This is a genomic window from Hyphomonas sp. J20-32 (assembly GCF_055808555.1).
In genome coordinates this window covers 985,250-1,000,537 of sequence record NZ_CM147873.1, presented here as the reverse complement: position 1 = coordinate 1,000,537, position 15,288 = coordinate 985,250, and the positions used below count along the sequence as shown (strand labels likewise).

Sequence of the window (15,288 nt, the reverse complement as noted above, 5' to 3'; positions counted from 1 at the left end):
ATCACGAGAAGGAATGCGGCCATGGACCGCCCGGTGTCTGTAAACGTGCACGAGAGCCTCAAGGATGTGGAAGACCGCTCCTGCCTTGTCATGGATGATGACGGCCCGTTCGTTCAACGCATGGCGCGGGCCTTGGCCCAGCGCGGGTTCGTTGTTTCGGCTGTTTCGACGGTCAGCGAAGGCAAGGATATTGCCCGCCTGAACCCACCCGCCTTTGCCGTGCTGGACCTGCGCCTCGAAGATGGCAGCGGCCTCGACGTGGTCGATATGCTGCAAAAACACCGCCCGGAGGCGCGCGCCGTGATCCTGACCGGCTACGGCGCGATTGCGACGGCCGTGGCGGCCGTGAAGGCCGGCGCCGTCGATTACCTGTCGAAACCTGCCGATGTCGACGACATCATCCGCGCCCTGACCGCCTCGAAAGACGAGAAGCCAGCGCCACCGGAAAACCCGATGTCGGCCGACCGGGTGCGCTGGGAGCATATCCAGCGCGTCTATGAGTTGTGCAATCACAATGTCTCGGAAACGGCCCGGCGCCTGAACATGCATCGCCGGACCCTTCAGCGTATCCTGGCGAAACGCGCGCCGCGATAGGCAGACCAGGTGTCACGGTCCGCTCATCCCGGCGAATGCGGGCCTGTAAACCACTGATCCTTATTCCCCCGGGCACCCGCCTGTATCGAAACGGATGGCCCGGAAATTGACCGGGTCGCCATTTGAATAGTTGAGTGCATAGTGCGGCTGGGACTCGGTGATGCAGAGGCCCTGCCTTTCCGCTTCTGCGCGCAGCGTGGCGACCGTTTCCGTAATCGCGGGCTCGGCTTTCCTGTCCTCGAAATTGACGAGATAGACGACCGGGTAGGCCGCCGGGTCTGCGGGCAGGTCGAGCGGCGTTTCCGGCGGGTGCAGGTTCTGCGTGCCGAGGGTGAGGATATAGCTCGGCTCGGCATATCCGAGGGCAAGAACGCGGGCCGGCGCCGAGGTGTTGCAATTGGCATCGTCTCCCGGCACGCCGCAGACGTCCTCGAGCGCGGCGCGGGCGGTTTCAGTCGGCTGCAGCCAGACCTGGCTGGGCAGCATGAAGATGCGGATATGCCAGCCGACGGCGACGCTGGCGGCAATGGCGAACAGGATGGCCAGCCCGTCGCGGCGCCGGGCAAACTCGATAATCGCCAGGCCAACCAGCAGGAAGCCAAGCCACCACAGCCAGAGCGGGAAGCTGCGATAGGATGTCCATGCCTCGAGCACCTGGCTGGACGCGGCCGTGGTAAAGTCTGCCGCGGTTTCTTCCATGTAGAAGATCGCGACGCCGGTGAACGAAACAGCGAGCAACAGGATCGCACCTATGGCGAACAGGACGAGCGAAATCCAGCGGCTGACCGGCATGCGCACGCCGTCCATCAACTGCACTGCCGCGTAGCCGCACAGGAGGCCGATCGCGGGGTAAGCGGGCAGGATGTAGTGGCTGAGCAGCGTGGGCATCAGTTCGAAGAAGGCGTAGGTGAGCGCCGCCCAGGCAACGAGGAAGCGTATGGCGCGGGTCTCGTCCGTCAGGCCGTCAATGCCGATCGGCCAGCGGTGTTTCCAGTCGTCGCGGCCGGATATGTACCAGAACACGGCGAGCAGGACCGCCGGGAAGGCCGGCAGGGTTTTCAGCGTGGAAAGGGTCGCCAGAGTCCTGGCGACGAGTCCGGAGCCTTCAGGGCGCGGAAGGAGCGGCAGGGCATAAAGAAGGATCGTCAGGAATGCGAACACAATGGCAGTGATCGCCGCCGATTCGCGCAGCCATTTCCATCCGAGGTCTCCTCGCGGCTTCAGGCGTTTCCAGGCGGCAACGCAGCCCGGAACAAGCATCAGCGTGGCCGGGAAGAACCAGGCAGGCATGTGCGTGAGGTGGTAGAACGGCCAGCCGCCATGGCCTTCGGAGGCGCCGGTGAACTTGTCTTTCAAATCCTTGCCGACGGCGCCCTTGATGAATTCCCCGCCCGTCGCGGCCTGGATCCACAGGAACCAGGGCAGAACGAGCGCAACGAAAATCACCGGGCCGGGCCACCAGAGGAGAACACGCCACCAGTCGCCTCCCTTGCCGCCAGCCGACTTTGTCCAGACCCATGCGCCGAGACCCGCATAGGCCGCGACCATCGGGCCGACCGGGCCCTTGATGAGGAAGACGAGCCCCATGGCCGTCCAGAACAGGAGCGCCATGCGTTTGGACTGGTCACCCCGCATATAGAGCCGGGCGAGGGCGCCGATGCTGAGCGTGGTCAGGAACACGAGCACGCCGTCTGTCTTGGAAATATGCGCCTCGCTGGTGAGGAGGAGTGTCGCGCCGAACAGGGCCGCACCGACGAAACTCGCGCGGCGTCCGATCAGCGGGATGCCGCACCAGAAACAGGCGAGCGTAGCCAGCGCCGCGCCAAGCCAGCTGGGCACGCGGTAGGTCCAGATCTGCTTGGCGTCGGCGCCGGTGAACAGGGCGGTTGAACCAGCCTGCAACCAGTGAATCCCGGCGGGCTTCTTGTTACGCAGCTCGTCCTGGTAGCGCAGGCGAATATAGTCACCCGATTCCAGCATCTGCTTGGAGGCCTGCGCGAAGCGGCTTTCGTCGCGGTCGAGCGCGGGAAGGTTGAACACGCCGGGCGCGGCGGCCCCGAACGTGATCACGAAAAGCAGGACCCAAGCTTTCCAGCCGGACGAGATACGGTCGAGAAATGTCATGGCTTTGCCTTCTAGCGGGTCGCGTTGGGCGCGTCTTGTGGTTTTGGGCAGGAATCAGGACCAGATGAGGTAAGGTCTCGCTTTTACGGCCCTGCCTCGTTATGAGGCGTGGTTCGTTTTCCTCGCAAGCCCGAAGGCGCGTAGATTTGGCCAGTTCCCTTGAATTCTCTGTCGTCGTGCCCGTGCACAATGAAGCCGGCAATGTCGAGACGCTGATCGAAGAGATCGCGCGGGCACTGGACGGGCGCGCCTTTGAGATGGTGTTTGTCGACGACGCCTCGACCGACGATACGCGGGCCGTGCTGTCCGAGCTGAAATCACGTTTCCCGATGCTCAGGGTCCTGGGGCACCGCAAGAATGCCGGGCAAAGCCGGGCAATCCGGTCGGGCATCCTGGCGGCACGGGCGCCGGTTATCGGCACGCTGGACGGTGACGGGCAGAACGACCCGGCTGACCTGCCAGACCTTTACCGCGCCCTGACCCGCGCAGATGCCCCCAGCGACCTGAAAATGGTGATGGGCCGCCGGGCCAGCCGCAAGGACACGCCATGGAAACGGTTCGGATCACGTTTCGCCAACAATATCCGCCAGCGCCTGCTGAAGGACAATTGCGACGATAGCGGATGCGGCACCAAGGCACTCTATCGCGACGCCTATATCTCCCTTCCCTATTTCGACCACATGCACCGTTACATTCCGGCCATGATGCGGGCGGAGGGCTACAAGGTGGAATTCCGGGACGTGAACCATCGCCCACGCGCTTCGGGCAAATCGAACTATACCAATTTCGGCCGCCTGAACGATGCGCTGACAGACCTGCGCGGCGTGATGTGGCTGATCCGCCGCCGGCGTCATCCCGGCGGCACAGACGAAATCTAGGCGCCGATCACTTCGCGCACGAAAGCAGCCCGCGTTTCAGCGTCCGCCAGCGGCATCTCGACCAGATCGTATCCCAGATTTTCATAGGCGATGCGTACCAGCGCGCCGAAAGCCTGCGCGCCCGTAAAATCGAGCGTGCGTTCGCCATCCTGCATGTAGATGGCCTGCCAGGCCGGAAACCAGAAGACGCTGCGTATGGCGGGCCGGGCTTCGATGGCGCGCAGGATGGGACGTTTGTCCAGTTGCCAATAGTCGGCATAGGCCAGCAGGTCGGGAAGACCCCGATCAAATATGACAGAGCCGGGCAATAACAGGGCGTCGTCATGCTCCCGCATCGCCTGCTCCAGCATCAGCTGCACAAACAAGGCCGGGTTGCGGTCGCCGGTGCCCTGCCCGTCCACGCGGCGCTGGTGCGCCAATACGCGGCGCGCAGGCTCGGCCACGGTTGCGAGCCTACCGGCCAAATGCGACAGGACCGTTGTCTTGCCGCTTCCGGGCGGGCCGGTAAGAATGTGAAAATCGGGCATGCCTGTCTCCTCGAAACCGGGGTTCCTGACCCGAAACCGCCGCATTTGCCGCTATTCTGGAACGTCAGGACCTGCTGCCTGCCTGCATTGGGGAAATCTTCTCGCGTCGCCGCGATCAATACGGTAAACCTCGTGTTAACTCAGCCGGACGACGGGTGGTGATGATATGAACAAGACAAAGATCGCGCTTGCGGGAGCTGCGGTCGCAAAGATGGAACGCCAGAAGCGTGAGAAACAGGCTTCGAACGACTCGAATGAAAAGGGGTACATGATGCGCGCAATTTTCGGGATCTTTCCGCTGCTGGTCATTCCGGTGGCCCTCTACAACCTTCTGGCCCTCGGCTTTGGCGGCGCGGTCGAGACCGTGAACGCGCAAGGCGAACTGGTGCGGGCGACGAGCGCGCCCATCCTTCAGCTGCTCAACGGCCCGTTCATGCACCTGCCGATGATTTCCGGCGTCGACTGGATGCTGACCAAGGGCGACGCGATCCTGTTGCTGGCCGTCGTGTTCCTGTTCCTGGAAATCCTGAAATCAACCAGCACCGGCACTTCGACAATCATCAATCACGCCGTGTCGATGATGCTGTTCATCGCCTGCCTGATCCAGTTCCTGCTATTGCCGAACTTCGCGACCTCGACCTTTTTCATCCTGATGTCGATGACATTGCTGGACGTGCTGGCCGGCGTGGTCGTGACCATCGTGTCGGCACGGCGCGACTTTGGCGTGGCCGGGGACGTTTAAGCCTCAAGGCACGCTGCTGGAACTAAAACGCCTGCCTCGATACCGGGGCAGGCGTTTTCCGTTGGCGCCTGGACCGCCTAGTCTTTTTTCGCGAGGTCGGCGAGCTGGTCCTGGATGGCCTGCATCTGGGCCTGCATGGCGGCGAGGGCCTCGGCCTGGAAGTCGAGGATCGGGTTTGCCGGGGCCGGTTTCTCGGTTTGGGACGCCTTGTAGAGCGTCGGCATGAACATTTTCATGCCCTGTTCGAACATGGCCATGTTGCGCTTGGCCTGTTTTTCGAAGGCAGACATCGGATTGGCGGCCTTGCGCCATTCCTTCTGCGTGTCGGCGAAACTGTTCATCGACATGTCGAGGAAGGCCGGCAGGAAGGTCTGGGCGCCGCCGCCATAGAAGCCGATCAGCTGGCGCAGGAAGTTCAATGGCAGCGCGCCTTCGCCCTTTGTTTCCTGCTCGAAAATGATCTGCGTGAGCACCTGGCGCGTCAGATCATCGCCTGTCTTGGCGTCACGAACCTCGAAATCACGGCCCTCGCGGACGAGGTCGGACAGGTGATCGAGCGTCACGTAGGACGAGGTGGATGTGTCGTAAAGACGACGATTCGCGTATTTCTTGATGATGATCGTTGAAGACGATCCATTTTGCTTGGCCATATCCTGCCCTCTGTTCTCCGAAACGGAGAAGCAATTTTTGTGCTATGCAGCAATGTTTGCACAGAATTTGCGTGTGACCAATGTCCTAGTTGAAGTCTCAGGCCCATGAAGGCTACGAGTGGACGCAACTTAACGCCGGAGGAAAACAGGCATGACGAAAACAGTACTGGTCACAGGGGGCACGCGGGGCATCGGGCATGCCATCAGCGTGGCAATGAAAGCAAAAGGCTTCAAGGTTGCGGCCAATTATGGCGGCAATGATGAAGCGGCCAAAAAGTTCGAAGCGGAAACCGGCATCAAGACCTACAAGTTCGACGTCGCCGACTATGACGCTGTCGGCAAGGGCCTGGCCGCCGTCGAAGCCGATCTCGGCCCGGTCGACATTGTGATCAACAATGCCGGCATCACGCGCGATGCGCCGTTCCACAAGATGTCGCTCGACCAGTGGCAGCAGGTGATCGATGTCGACCTGACTTCGGCCTTCAACGTGACCCGCCAGGTCTGGGACGGCATGCGCGAGCGCGGCTTCGGCCGGGTGATCAATATCTCCTCGATCAACGGGCAGAAGGGCCAGTTCGGCCAGGCAAACTATTCAGCCGCCAAGGCGGGCCTGATCGGCTTCACCAAGGCGCTCGCCCAGGAAGGCGCCAAGAAGGGCGTCACAGTGAACGTGGTCTGCCCGGGCTATATCGATACGGAAATGCTGCAGGCCGTGCCGGAGAAAGTGCTTGAGGGCATTATCGCGACCATCCCGGTCGGCCGTCTCGGCAAGGCCGAAGAGATTGCTTCGATGTGCGCCTATCTTGCCAGCGACGAAGCCGCCTTCATCACCGGCGCCACGATGACGGTGAACGGCGCGCAATATATCGCGGGCTAGACCGAACGCATCACGCGCAACAGGAAGAACCGGACCGGCCCCGCGCTGTCCGGTTTTTCTTTGCCTGAAAGCACCGTCAGGGCCGCGGGCGCCAGCCGGGCGGGGCGAGTTCGAACCCCTTGAATTCGAATCCCGGCGCGACAGTGCAACTGACCAGCGTCCAAGCGCCAAGCGTTTCGGCGGTTTGCCAATGGTGCGCGGGAACGAGCACTTGCGGGCGCTGGTCGGCGCGCAGGTCTGGCCCCAGCTGGAAGGCACTCGCACCATTCCCGTCTGGCGGCGACAGTGTCAGGGTAAGCGGGCCGCCGGCATGCCAGAACCAGGCTTCGTCTGCATCGACCCGGTGCCAGGCCGACACTTCGTCCGCCTGCAGCAGGAAGTAGATGGCGGTGGAGGCAGGCCGGTAGCCGTGCATGGCGGGAGCGCGAAAGGTTTCGGCATAGTGGCCGCCTTCCGGGTGCGGCTTCAGGCCGAGCATCCGGATAATCTCGTTGGCGCCAAGGTCTCCCGAAATGGCGTCCATCAGAACCGGTCCTTGCGGCCACGGATTTCGGCGAAGGTCGCCACCGCGTCGCCGGGATGGCCCATGGCGGCCTGAAGGGCAGCGTCGTCGGCGCGCAGGAAGGGATTGGTGGCCAGTTCGCGCGAGAGCCGGGTGGGGACGGTCCACTCATTACGGGCGCGCTTGTCGGTGATCTCATTCACATAAGCGGCGAGCGCCGCGTTTCCGGGATCGACCGTGACGGCAAATTTCGCGTTCGAGGCCGTGTATTCATGGGCGCAGTAAAGCGCGGTCTCGGGCGGCAGGCCCTTCAGCCGCTCCAGGCTTTGCCACATCATTTCCGGATTGCCTTCGAATACGCGTCCGCAACCGAGCGCAAATACGGCATCGCCGACAAAGGCGGTGGATTCTGTTGGCAGATGATAGGCGATATGGCCCAGCGTATGGCCGGGCACATCGATGACCTTAGCTTCGATATTTCCGAGCTTGACCACGTCGCCGGTCTTCACCGCACGGTCGATGCCGGGAATTTTCTCCGCTTCGCCAGCAGGCCCGGTAATGGTGCACCCTGTTGCTTCCTTGATGGCGAAGTTGCCGCCAGCATGGTCAGGATGCCAGTGCGTGTTCCAGACCTGCGTGATCGTCCAGCCCTTCGCGGCGGCCTCGGCGAGGTATTTCTGCGCGTCGGGCGTATCGATGGCGGCCGTTTCGCCCGTGGTGGAATCATGCGCGAGGAACCCGTAATTATCGTTCAGGCAGGGAAACTGATGTATCTGGAACATGTTCTAGGGTCTCCATTGCCGTTACGGGTCGTTACAAGACCTTGATCTAACACAGGGAAGTCGATGCGTCAGGATGCCGTCACGCTACAACGATTCTATGCGTCCCCGTTAGGGAGCGCGGCGTCGCGCATCCTGTCGGCCAAACTCATCGACCTGTGGGGCGATGCGAACAATCTCTCCCTGCTGGGGCTTGGCTACGCCCTGCCGGTGCTCGATACGTTCGGTGACCATCCGAGCCGCAGCGTGGCAGCTGTCCCATTCGATCATGGACCGGTGAACTGGGACCCGACAGGACGGGGCAATGCCGCCGTATCCGTGGGCGACCTGCGCCTGCCCTTTCCGGACGGCATGTTCGACCGGGTAATCGTGCTTCACGGACTGGAAGAAACTGGCGATCCGCGCGCCTACCTGCGCGAAGTCTGGCGCGTCATGTCGCCGGAGGGGCGCATTGTCCTGGCCGCCTCGAACCGCGCAGGGCTCTGGTCGCGGGCAACGCGGACACCATTCGGCCAGGGACGGCCCTGGAGCCGGGCCCAGCTGATGAACCTGCTCTCGGTTGGGCTGTTCCAGGTCACGGCCAGTTCGAGCGCGTTGTACATGCCGCCGGTTTCAACAGGCCTGGTAACGGCTGCCGCCGAAGGCTGGGACGCCATCGGTCGCCTGATCACGCCTGGTCTGGGCGGGGTCGTTCTGGTGGAAGCCGTCAAGCGATTGTATGCCTCTCCGGGAGGCGGCGCCGTGGCGCCGGTTGTGGAGCGCGCGCGCATAACCAAGCCTGCAACAGGCTCCGGGCGCGAAAGGCATTGACGCGAGCGATGCGACGGGTACGTTCGCAGGTGCACAAATCAGAAGGCCGGTCGACCATGAAACTCGTGACAGCAATCTTCAAGCCCAGCCGCCTCGACGCGGTGATCGACGCGCTGTCCGAAGCGGGCGCAACCGGGCTGACCGTCTCGGAGGTGCGCGGCTATGGCCGCCAGCAGGGCAAGACGGAAGTCTATCGCGGCGCCGAATATGAAGTCCGTCTCCTGCCGAAGGTGCGGGTCGAGGTCGCCTGCGCGGACGTGGATGTGGATCGTTTCTCGGATGCAATCATCTCCGCAGCGAACACGGGCACGATTGGTGACGGCAAGATATTCGTCCACACGGTCGACTCGGTGGTCCGGATTCGGACAGGCGAGCGCGACGAGCAGGCCCTGACTGGCTGACCGGCGCCAAGGCGCCGGAAATCATGACAAATCGCGCGTTAACGCGCGCGGCCATATTTGGTCGCGCGCCGAAAGCGTTCGTCCACTTGAGGACAGTAACACTGGCGGCCTAACTTGAGGACCGGGTTCTCTACCATGCCCCATTCATTTCACCCTTCCATGCACCGGGCGCGCTCATGAGCGGGCTGTCGGCTATCCTTATTGCAAACGTCGCGCTGGCCCTGCTAGCAGCGCTGATCCTGTGGCAAGGCTCCCAGCATGCCGAACAGCTGCGCATTGTCCGCAAGCAGTTCAGCAAGTTGTCCTCGACAGATCCCATCACCGACCTGCCCAACCGCGCAACCCTTCATGACCGGTTGAACGATGCGCTAAAATCTGAAGATTCGGACTCCGCACTCATGGTCATCGAGCTTGACGGGTTCAAGGTCGTCAATGACACGTTGGGGCATGAAACCGGCGACGAATTGCTGCGAGCGGTGGCCATGCGGATGTCGAGCTGCCTGCATCAAACCGACGTTCTCGCGCGCGTGGGCAACGGCGAATTCGCCGCACTGATCATGCGGGACGATGCCGAGATCCGCGCGACCCAAACAGCCCAATCCATCGACAAGGCAATGGACGCACCGTTCCGCATCCGCGACGACGTCATCAACGTGAAGGCCAGCATCGGTATCGCGCCAGCCAGCAAGGATGACACGCCAGCCACGGAAATCCTTCGCCGCGCGGATGTTGCGATGTTCGCCGCCAAGAGCGAAAAACAGGATAGTATTCGTGTCTACTCGCCAGCGATGGATGAAGTGCTGCAACTGCGCCGCACGATCAATTCGGAACTCGACCTGGCACTGATGAATAACCAGCTCCAGCTTGTCTACCAGCCCCTCGTGTGCGCCCGAACCGGCAAGGTCATGAGCGCAGAAGCGCTGATGCGCTGGCCGGGCAAGCAAGGCCAGGCGGGATCGCCGGGTGTGTTCATTCCGATTGCTGAGGAAAGTGGCCTGATTTCGAAACTCGGCGCCTGGGCGCTTGACCAGGCCATGCAGGAAATCACCCGCCAGAAGACCATCCCGATCGCCGTCAATGTCTCGCCGATCCAGTTCCGCGTCGATGGGTTCGCCAGCAGCGTCGAAGCCGCCCTTGAGCGCCATGGCATCGACCCGTCATTGCTGCATATCGAGATCACGGAAGGGGTGCTGATTTCCCATACGGGCGAAGCCCAACGCACGATGAAGCGTCTGCGTGAAATGGGCGTGCAGGTCCTGCTCGACGATTTCGGCACAGGTTACTCTTCGCTGAGCTACCTGCAGCAATTCGAGTTCGACGGACTGAAGATCGACAGGGCTTTCATCCAGCAGCTCGATATTGGTCCGACCGGACGGCAATTGCTGAAATCGATCATCGCGCTTGGCCACAGCCTTAATATGAAGGTTGTCGCCGAGGGCGTCGAAACAGAAGACCAGGCCGCCATCCTGCAATTGCTGGCCTGTGACTTCCTGCAGGGTTATGCACTGGGCCGTCCCGACGCGGCCGACAAGCTGCACGGTGTCACGCGCCCGGAGGAATTGCTGGGCAACCTGCACCGCAATGGCGGCTGGAGCGCGGCGAACTAGCGATCCTTGATGTCTGAGGCGGTGACCTGTTCGGCGCCGTGGTGAAGCTGCAAATTAAGCAGCACCGCCTTGGCGACCGGCAGGAGGACCAGGCACAGGCCGACAAGCACGATGCACAGCGCAGCAAAGGCGAAGACCTTTGCCAGGCCAGGAAGCGGGCTCATCGGCAGCAGGAACAGGAACGGGGCGAGCAGAACGAGCACGCCGAAACCGACAAAGAAGGCAGGCCCGTCCGCCGTGTCGGCGGCTGTCATGTCGCGGCCGCAAACCGGACAAGCGGAATTGAGCTTCAAATAGCCCGAGAACAGCTTGCCTTTTCCGCAATTGCCGCAGCGCAGGCGCAGGCCGGCCAGGATGGGCGTGGTTTTTGCCATGTCAGTCTCCGTCGTAAGGGCATATGTAATGCCTCACCGACGCGAAACAGCCGCGCCAAACAGTCGCTGCCAACCACCCACGGCGCCGAACCGTTCGGATTAACTTCAAACGACCCTTGACCTTGGCCTTCGCTTTGCACACCAGAGCAGCGCAGATTGCCTGAACAAGAGTGCGTTGAATGTCCGACCCTGTATTCCCCTCGATTGCGATTGTCGGTGCCGGCCTGATCGGTGCTTCGATTGCCCGCGCCGCCGCCGAATATGGTGCAGCAGGATCTGTCGTTCTCTATGATGCCAGCAATGATGTGCGTGACCGGGCGAATGGGCTGGGCTTGGGCACAGTTGCGGATACGCTGGCGGCCAGCATCGCAAATGCCGATTGCGTATTCCTGTGCGTGCCTGTCGGTGCCCTCAGCGATGTCGCAGCGGCCGCTGTTCCGCACATGAAGACAGGCGCCATCCTGACCGATGTCGGTTCGGTGAAGGGCGAAGCGGCCGCGGCCCTGACGGCTGCGGGTGACGGACGCGTCCATATCATACCGGGCCACCCGATTGCGGGCACCGAACAATCCGGCCCGGAAGCCGGGTTCGCATCCCTGTTCCGCGGCGCCTGGCACATCCTGACCCCAAGCGACGATGCCTCGCCTGACTATCTGTCTGCAGTCGATGCGCTAACCCGTTTTTGGCAGGCGCTGGGCGCCAAGGTCGAGACGATGGACGTGGCCCGGCATGACCGTGTCCTGGCCATCACCAGCCACCTGCCCCACCTTATCGCGTTCAACATTGTCGCTACTGCATTCGACATGGAGACGGTTGAACAGGGCGAAGTGGTCAAGTATTCGGCCGGCGGCTTTCGTGACTTCACGCGCATTGCAGCCTCGGATCCGGTCATGTGGCGCGACGTGTTCCTGACCAACAAGGACGCGGTACTCGAGTGCCTCGGCCGGTTCTCCGAAGACCTCGCTGCGCTGCAACGGGCCATCCGCTGGGGGGACGGAGACATGCTGATGCGCGAATTCACCCGCGCCCGGACGATCCGCAAGGCGATCATTGATGCCGGTCAGGATTCCGGCGCCGTGAACTTCGGACGCAACCCGGTGGCAACCCATGAGCCGGAGAAATGAAAACCATCTCGCTGACCCCTGAGCGCCGCGATGCTTTGTGCCGTCTGGTCCAGCAGAAATTCCAGACCGAATTCGACGAAACGCTGAGTGAATTCCGCGCCGGGGAGATTGTCGACTTGATGCTGAGCGCGATGGGTCCGGCCGTGTACAATCAGGCGGTGCAGGATGTCCGGGCACATTTGCAGGGCAAGCTGGACGACCTTGATGGCGAGGTTTGGGTCGAAGACGGCGCCTGACCGGCTCACGGCCTTGTGTGTTTTACGTGTCCGGGCCGGTTGCTAGGCAACTCATATGAGACAAATGAATCACGCCCTCTCCCGCCGCGCCCTTTTGCTGTCCGGGTCTGCTGCCGTTGCGGTCGCCGCTTGTTCCTCCGCCGGCGCGGACAAGCCGCAACCATCCGAAGCCGAGAGCGCTGATGACGCCTACGCGGGCACTGAATGGCGCGCGCTGAGCGAAGACGACTGGCGCGCGCGCCTGTCACCGGCGGCATTTTCGGTGCTGCGCAAGGCAGATACCGAACGCGCATTCACCTCCCCCCTGAACACAGAAAAACGCGCGGGCACCTATCATTGCGCTGGGTGCGACTTGCCGCTGTTTGCTTCCGACAAGAAATTCGACAGCGGCACTGGCTGGCCGAGCTTTTACGATGTCATGCCGGGCGCGATCATGACGAGCCTGGACCGCAAGCTGATCTATACCCGCACCGAATACCACTGCGCCCGTTGCCTTGGGCACCAGGGACATGTGTTCGACGATGGCCCGGCCCCGACAGGGCAGCGCTGGTGCAATAATGGCGTGGCGCTGACCTTCAGGCCGGCCTGACCCTATTCGATGATTTCCATACCTTCGGGAATGACGATCGGTGCTGACGCAACGGCGACGTTCTGCTCGACCTGTTCGCCGGGGCCGTTTTCACGCCGCTCATAAGCCTGGACCAGAGACAGGTAGGGCGAAACGTGCGCCCAGCCGTGATCTGCCGTGTTCTCGACAATCTCGAAGTGCAGGTGGAAGGTCGTCGCCGAGCCGCCGAAATCGTTCGACACAAATCCGAGTGACTGGCCCGCCGTGACGGCATCGCCGGTCTTCACCTTGAGCTTTGCCATGTTCAGGTGGAGGTATTTGTAGATGCGGCCACCAGCACGCAGGCTGATCGAATAGGACCCGACATTCGAGATGACGCCATCCTCGACGGCGACCACTTCGTGCAGTGTGCGATCGGCCTTTGCTGTGGACCGCATGGTGTTGCACTGGGCCGGAGTGCCGACACGGATATCCTGGCCCTGATGGATCTTTTGCGCCGGGCAGTAGGGCGATCCGCGATTGGCGCTGCGAGTTTCGCAGAAATTGTCACGCCATGGGTAGGCATAGTTGCGCGGATCGCACTGGTCGCCGCCGCCTACGCCGCCGCCAAAGGTGAAGACCTGCGATTGCAGATAGGTCGGCGCCGTCGCGATCGGGAAAACCATGTCGGGGACATGGACGATCTGGTCGCCGGAGCCCTGACCGGTACCGGGGATCAGCGCGCCGGGAGCAAAAAAGCTGAACACCGGATCGGGCGCCGGTTCAGGAACGGGGGGTGTGACCGGGTCGGCAGGGGGTGTTGCAGGTGTATCGGCGGTGCCGTCTGCAGGTGGTGTGGGGTCGGTCGGTGTGTCGGAGGAACCAGGCGTGTCGGTCGCATCCGGCAGGTTATCTGCCGGGTCGCTGACCGGGGGCGTATCGGCGGGGACGTCCGCACCGGTATCCGGCGGCGTCGCCGGGTCGTCCGCCGAGACAGGGTCGGTCGTAGGCGTGCCGGGATCGGTCGGCGTGTCGGGCGTGGTATCTCCCGTGTCGCCGTAGGGGTTGTCGACAGGCGAAGCCGGCGGCGGCGGACCGGGCGCGCCGGGGGGAATTGCCGGGCCGGGTTCGGGGGTGCTCGGTGGCGGACCGCCGTCCCCCGGGAAGCGGATGAAGTCGCACCCGGCAAGACCGGTCAGCGCGACGGCCGCCAGGATGAACGAAGCCTTTTTCAGCATCAACGTGTCCCCGCGATGACCAGTTTACGAGCGATTTCGAGCGCCACGTCCTCTCCGATACAGGTGGGCGAAGCCCCCGTGGCATTCTTGCATTCAAACTCGATGAGATAGTCTGCACCATAGCGCGAGAACGCGACCTGTGCGCCGGACGCCGTGGCGACGAAGGCCGGTTCCGTATCGGCGGACGTATCGCCAGCTTCACGAGCGCCGACGACTTCGTTCGAACCGTTGACGACAATGTCATAGTCGACACCGGGATAGGTGGCGAAATAGCCGTCGCTCATCGGCTGGAACTTGACGCCGCCCTCGGCCGATTGCGGCACGACGATGCCGGTAGGCAGCAGGACAGGCACAGGGGCACCTTCTGCGCCGGACTGGACCTGGAAGGTTCCGGCTCCGCGGTCTTCGCTGGATACAGAGGCCATGTCGCGCCGGGCGGCTTCCCAATCAATCGTGGCCGTGCTGGCAACAGCTTCCGGTCGCACCGGCATGCCGGGATCTGCAGGCGGGGTGTCGGCCGGGGTGTCCGGGGCCGACGCGACCGTTGTGTCAGAGGCCGGGTCTGGCCCCTTCAGACGGTCGCATCCGGTCAGGGCAAAAGCCAATACGGCCGCAAGGGCGAGCATGCCAGACGTGTTCATTATCAGTCTTCCTTTCCGGGATGGGCGATATAGTCGGGATCAGCATAGGCGACGCCGTCGACGGCCATGATTTTCTCCTGCACCGCACGGACTGCCGCACGAGTTGGCTCCACGCCCGGGGGCATTTGATAGGCAAGCCTGATTTCGCCGGAATAGCTGGCACCGACGAGAACAAAATCCCCCAGCGCCGGTGTTCGCCGGACATAGTCAGCGAAAGCCTGCTCGGCAGCAGCCGGGTCGCGCTTGTAGAGGCGTGCCACCGAATCGATTTCCGGCGCCCCCTTGATACGCACGATGAAGGTGACCTCGACGCCGGTTGCCTGCGCAGTGATGACGCTTTGCGGCACCTGTGCAGGCTGAACGGCAGGACCGTCAGGTGGAGGACTGTCTTCAGGGGAAAGCGGCGCAGGCGCATCGGGAACCGTCCCGATCAGGGGATTGGCGTCCCGGTCGACACGGGCGTCGGGCAGTGAGGCCGACACCGCATCCGACACGCCGGACAAGGTGACGCTCGGCTGATCGCCGTTGTCAGGTGACCCGGCCAGGACAAACAGGCCGGTCGCCCCCGCAAGCAAAGTGAGACCTGCCAGACCGAGCGGGCCACCAAAATGAAACGGGGTGCGAATGCCTGCCATGC

At 62.7% G+C, this 15,288-nt stretch carries 19 protein-coding genes; 10 read left to right on the top strand and 9 right to left on the bottom strand.

Annotated elements, in window-relative coordinates; genetic code table 11:
* Positions 1-21: 21 nt before the first annotated feature.
* Positions 22-594 (top strand): ActR/PrrA/RegA family redox response regulator transcription factor, encoded by a 573-nt coding sequence (locus AC0L7I_RS04960; protein WP_473398437.1) that lies wholly within the window; start codon positions 22-24, stop codon positions 592-594.
* A gap of 60 nt (positions 595-654) precedes the next feature.
* Here AC0L7I_RS04960 and AC0L7I_RS04955 read toward each other — a convergent pair whose 3' ends face one another.
* Entirely contained in the window at positions 655-2,718 is a 2,064-nt protein-coding gene (locus tag AC0L7I_RS04955) for an ArnT family glycosyltransferase (RefSeq protein ID WP_473398436.1), read from the bottom strand.
* A 146-nt stretch (positions 2,719-2,864) separates the two neighbouring features.
* Here AC0L7I_RS04955 and AC0L7I_RS04950 point away from each other — a divergent pair, with 146 nt between their 5' ends.
* Positions 2,865-3,596, top strand: a complete 732-nt coding sequence (locus AC0L7I_RS04950) for a glycosyltransferase family 2 protein (protein WP_473398435.1) — start codon at positions 2,865-2,867, stop codon at positions 3,594-3,596.
* On the opposite strand, the gene AC0L7I_RS04945 is transcribed toward AC0L7I_RS04950, so the two are convergent.
* Positions 3,593-4,123, bottom strand: coding sequence for an AAA family ATPase (locus AC0L7I_RS04945; protein ID WP_473398434.1), 531 nt, complete (start codon positions 4,121-4,123; stop codon positions 3,593-3,595). The two genes, AC0L7I_RS04950 and AC0L7I_RS04945, sit on opposite strands and share 4 nt — an antisense overlap.
* A gap of 166 nt (positions 4,124-4,289) precedes the next feature.
* On the opposite strand from AC0L7I_RS04945, the gene AC0L7I_RS04940 reads away from it, so the two are divergent.
* A complete protein-coding gene (locus AC0L7I_RS04940; protein WP_473398433.1) occupies positions 4,290-4,865 on the top strand; it encodes a hypothetical protein in 576 nt (191 codons plus the stop codon).
* A 77-nt stretch (positions 4,866-4,942) separates the two neighbouring features.
* Here AC0L7I_RS04940 and phaR read toward each other — a convergent pair whose 3' ends face one another.
* Entirely contained in the window at positions 4,943-5,515 is a 573-nt protein-coding gene (gene phaR, locus AC0L7I_RS04935) for a polyhydroxyalkanoate synthesis repressor PhaR (RefSeq protein WP_473398432.1), read from the bottom strand.
* 151 nt (positions 5,516-5,666) lie between these two features.
* Here phaR and phbB point away from each other — a divergent pair, with 151 nt between their 5' ends.
* Positions 5,667-6,392 (top strand): acetoacetyl-CoA reductase, encoded by a 726-nt coding sequence (gene phbB / locus AC0L7I_RS04930; RefSeq protein ID WP_473398431.1) that lies wholly within the window; start codon positions 5,667-5,669, stop codon positions 6,390-6,392.
* 76 nt (positions 6,393-6,468) lie between these two features.
* On the opposite strand, the gene AC0L7I_RS04925 is transcribed toward phbB, so the two are convergent.
* On the bottom strand, positions 6,469-6,915 hold the full coding sequence (locus AC0L7I_RS04925) for a cupin domain-containing protein (RefSeq protein ID WP_473398430.1): 447 nt from the start codon (positions 6,913-6,915) through the stop codon (positions 6,469-6,471).
* Complete coding sequence (gloB, locus tag AC0L7I_RS04920; protein WP_473398429.1) at positions 6,915-7,676, bottom strand: hydroxyacylglutathione hydrolase; 762 nt, start codon at positions 7,674-7,676, stop codon at positions 6,915-6,917. The genes AC0L7I_RS04925 and gloB overlap by 1 nt, the downstream gene beginning before the upstream one ends.
* A gap of 63 nt (positions 7,677-7,739) precedes the next feature.
* Between gloB and AC0L7I_RS04915 the strand changes: the two genes are divergently transcribed.
* The 3 genes from AC0L7I_RS04915 (at position 7,740) to AC0L7I_RS04905 (ending at position 10,491) form a co-directional block, all read left to right on the top strand.
* Positions 7,740-8,483: a class I SAM-dependent methyltransferase gene (locus AC0L7I_RS04915; protein WP_473398428.1), complete on the top strand. Its 744-nt coding sequence runs from the start codon at positions 7,740-7,742 to the stop codon at positions 8,481-8,483.
* Between the two features lie 56 nt (positions 8,484-8,539).
* Positions 8,540-8,884 (top strand): P-II family nitrogen regulator, encoded by a 345-nt coding sequence (locus AC0L7I_RS04910; protein ID WP_473398427.1) that lies wholly within the window; start codon positions 8,540-8,542, stop codon positions 8,882-8,884.
* Between the two features lie 176 nt (positions 8,885-9,060).
* Complete coding sequence (locus AC0L7I_RS04905) at positions 9,061-10,491, top strand: putative bifunctional diguanylate cyclase/phosphodiesterase (protein WP_473398426.1); 1,431 nt, start codon at positions 9,061-9,063, stop codon at positions 10,489-10,491.
* On the opposite strand, the gene AC0L7I_RS04900 is transcribed toward AC0L7I_RS04905, so the two are convergent.
* Positions 10,488-10,865, bottom strand: a complete 378-nt coding sequence (locus tag AC0L7I_RS04900) for a DUF983 domain-containing protein (RefSeq protein WP_473398425.1) — start codon at positions 10,863-10,865, stop codon at positions 10,488-10,490. The two genes, AC0L7I_RS04905 and AC0L7I_RS04900, sit on opposite strands and share 4 nt — an antisense overlap.
* 179 nt (positions 10,866-11,044) lie before the next feature.
* Between AC0L7I_RS04900 and AC0L7I_RS04895 the strand changes: the two genes are divergently transcribed.
* From AC0L7I_RS04895 to msrB, 3 genes are all read left to right on the top strand, one after another.
* Positions 11,045-11,989, top strand: a complete 945-nt coding sequence (locus AC0L7I_RS04895; protein WP_473398424.1) for a prephenate/arogenate dehydrogenase family protein — start codon at positions 11,045-11,047, stop codon at positions 11,987-11,989.
* The gene (locus tag AC0L7I_RS04890; protein WP_473398423.1) at positions 11,986-12,225 is read left to right on the top strand and encodes a DUF2164 domain-containing protein; all 240 of its coding nucleotides are present in this window, start codon (positions 11,986-11,988) and stop codon (positions 12,223-12,225) included. The genes AC0L7I_RS04895 and AC0L7I_RS04890 overlap by 4 nt, the downstream gene beginning before the upstream one ends.
* Before the next feature lie 64 nt (positions 12,226-12,289).
* A complete protein-coding gene (gene msrB / locus AC0L7I_RS04885; RefSeq protein ID WP_473398422.1) occupies positions 12,290-12,814 on the top strand; it encodes a peptide-methionine (R)-S-oxide reductase MsrB in 525 nt (174 codons plus the stop codon).
* Between the two features lie 2 nt (positions 12,815-12,816).
* On the opposite strand, the gene AC0L7I_RS04880 is transcribed toward msrB, so the two are convergent.
* The 3 genes from AC0L7I_RS04880 to AC0L7I_RS04870 are packed head-to-tail and all read right to left on the bottom strand — an operon-like array spanning position 12,817 to position 15,286.
* Entirely contained in the window at positions 12,817-14,010 is a 1,194-nt protein-coding gene (locus AC0L7I_RS04880; RefSeq protein ID WP_473398421.1) for a M23 family metallopeptidase, read from the bottom strand.
* Positions 14,010-14,651: a hypothetical protein gene (locus AC0L7I_RS04875; protein WP_473398420.1), complete on the bottom strand. Its 642-nt coding sequence runs from the start codon at positions 14,649-14,651 to the stop codon at positions 14,010-14,012. The genes AC0L7I_RS04880 and AC0L7I_RS04875 overlap by 1 nt, the downstream gene beginning before the upstream one ends.
* Before the next feature lie 2 nt (positions 14,652-14,653).
* Positions 14,654-15,286 (bottom strand): hypothetical protein, encoded by a 633-nt coding sequence (locus AC0L7I_RS04870; RefSeq protein WP_473398419.1) that lies wholly within the window; start codon positions 15,284-15,286, stop codon positions 14,654-14,656.
* Positions 15,287-15,288: the final 2 nt, after the last annotated feature.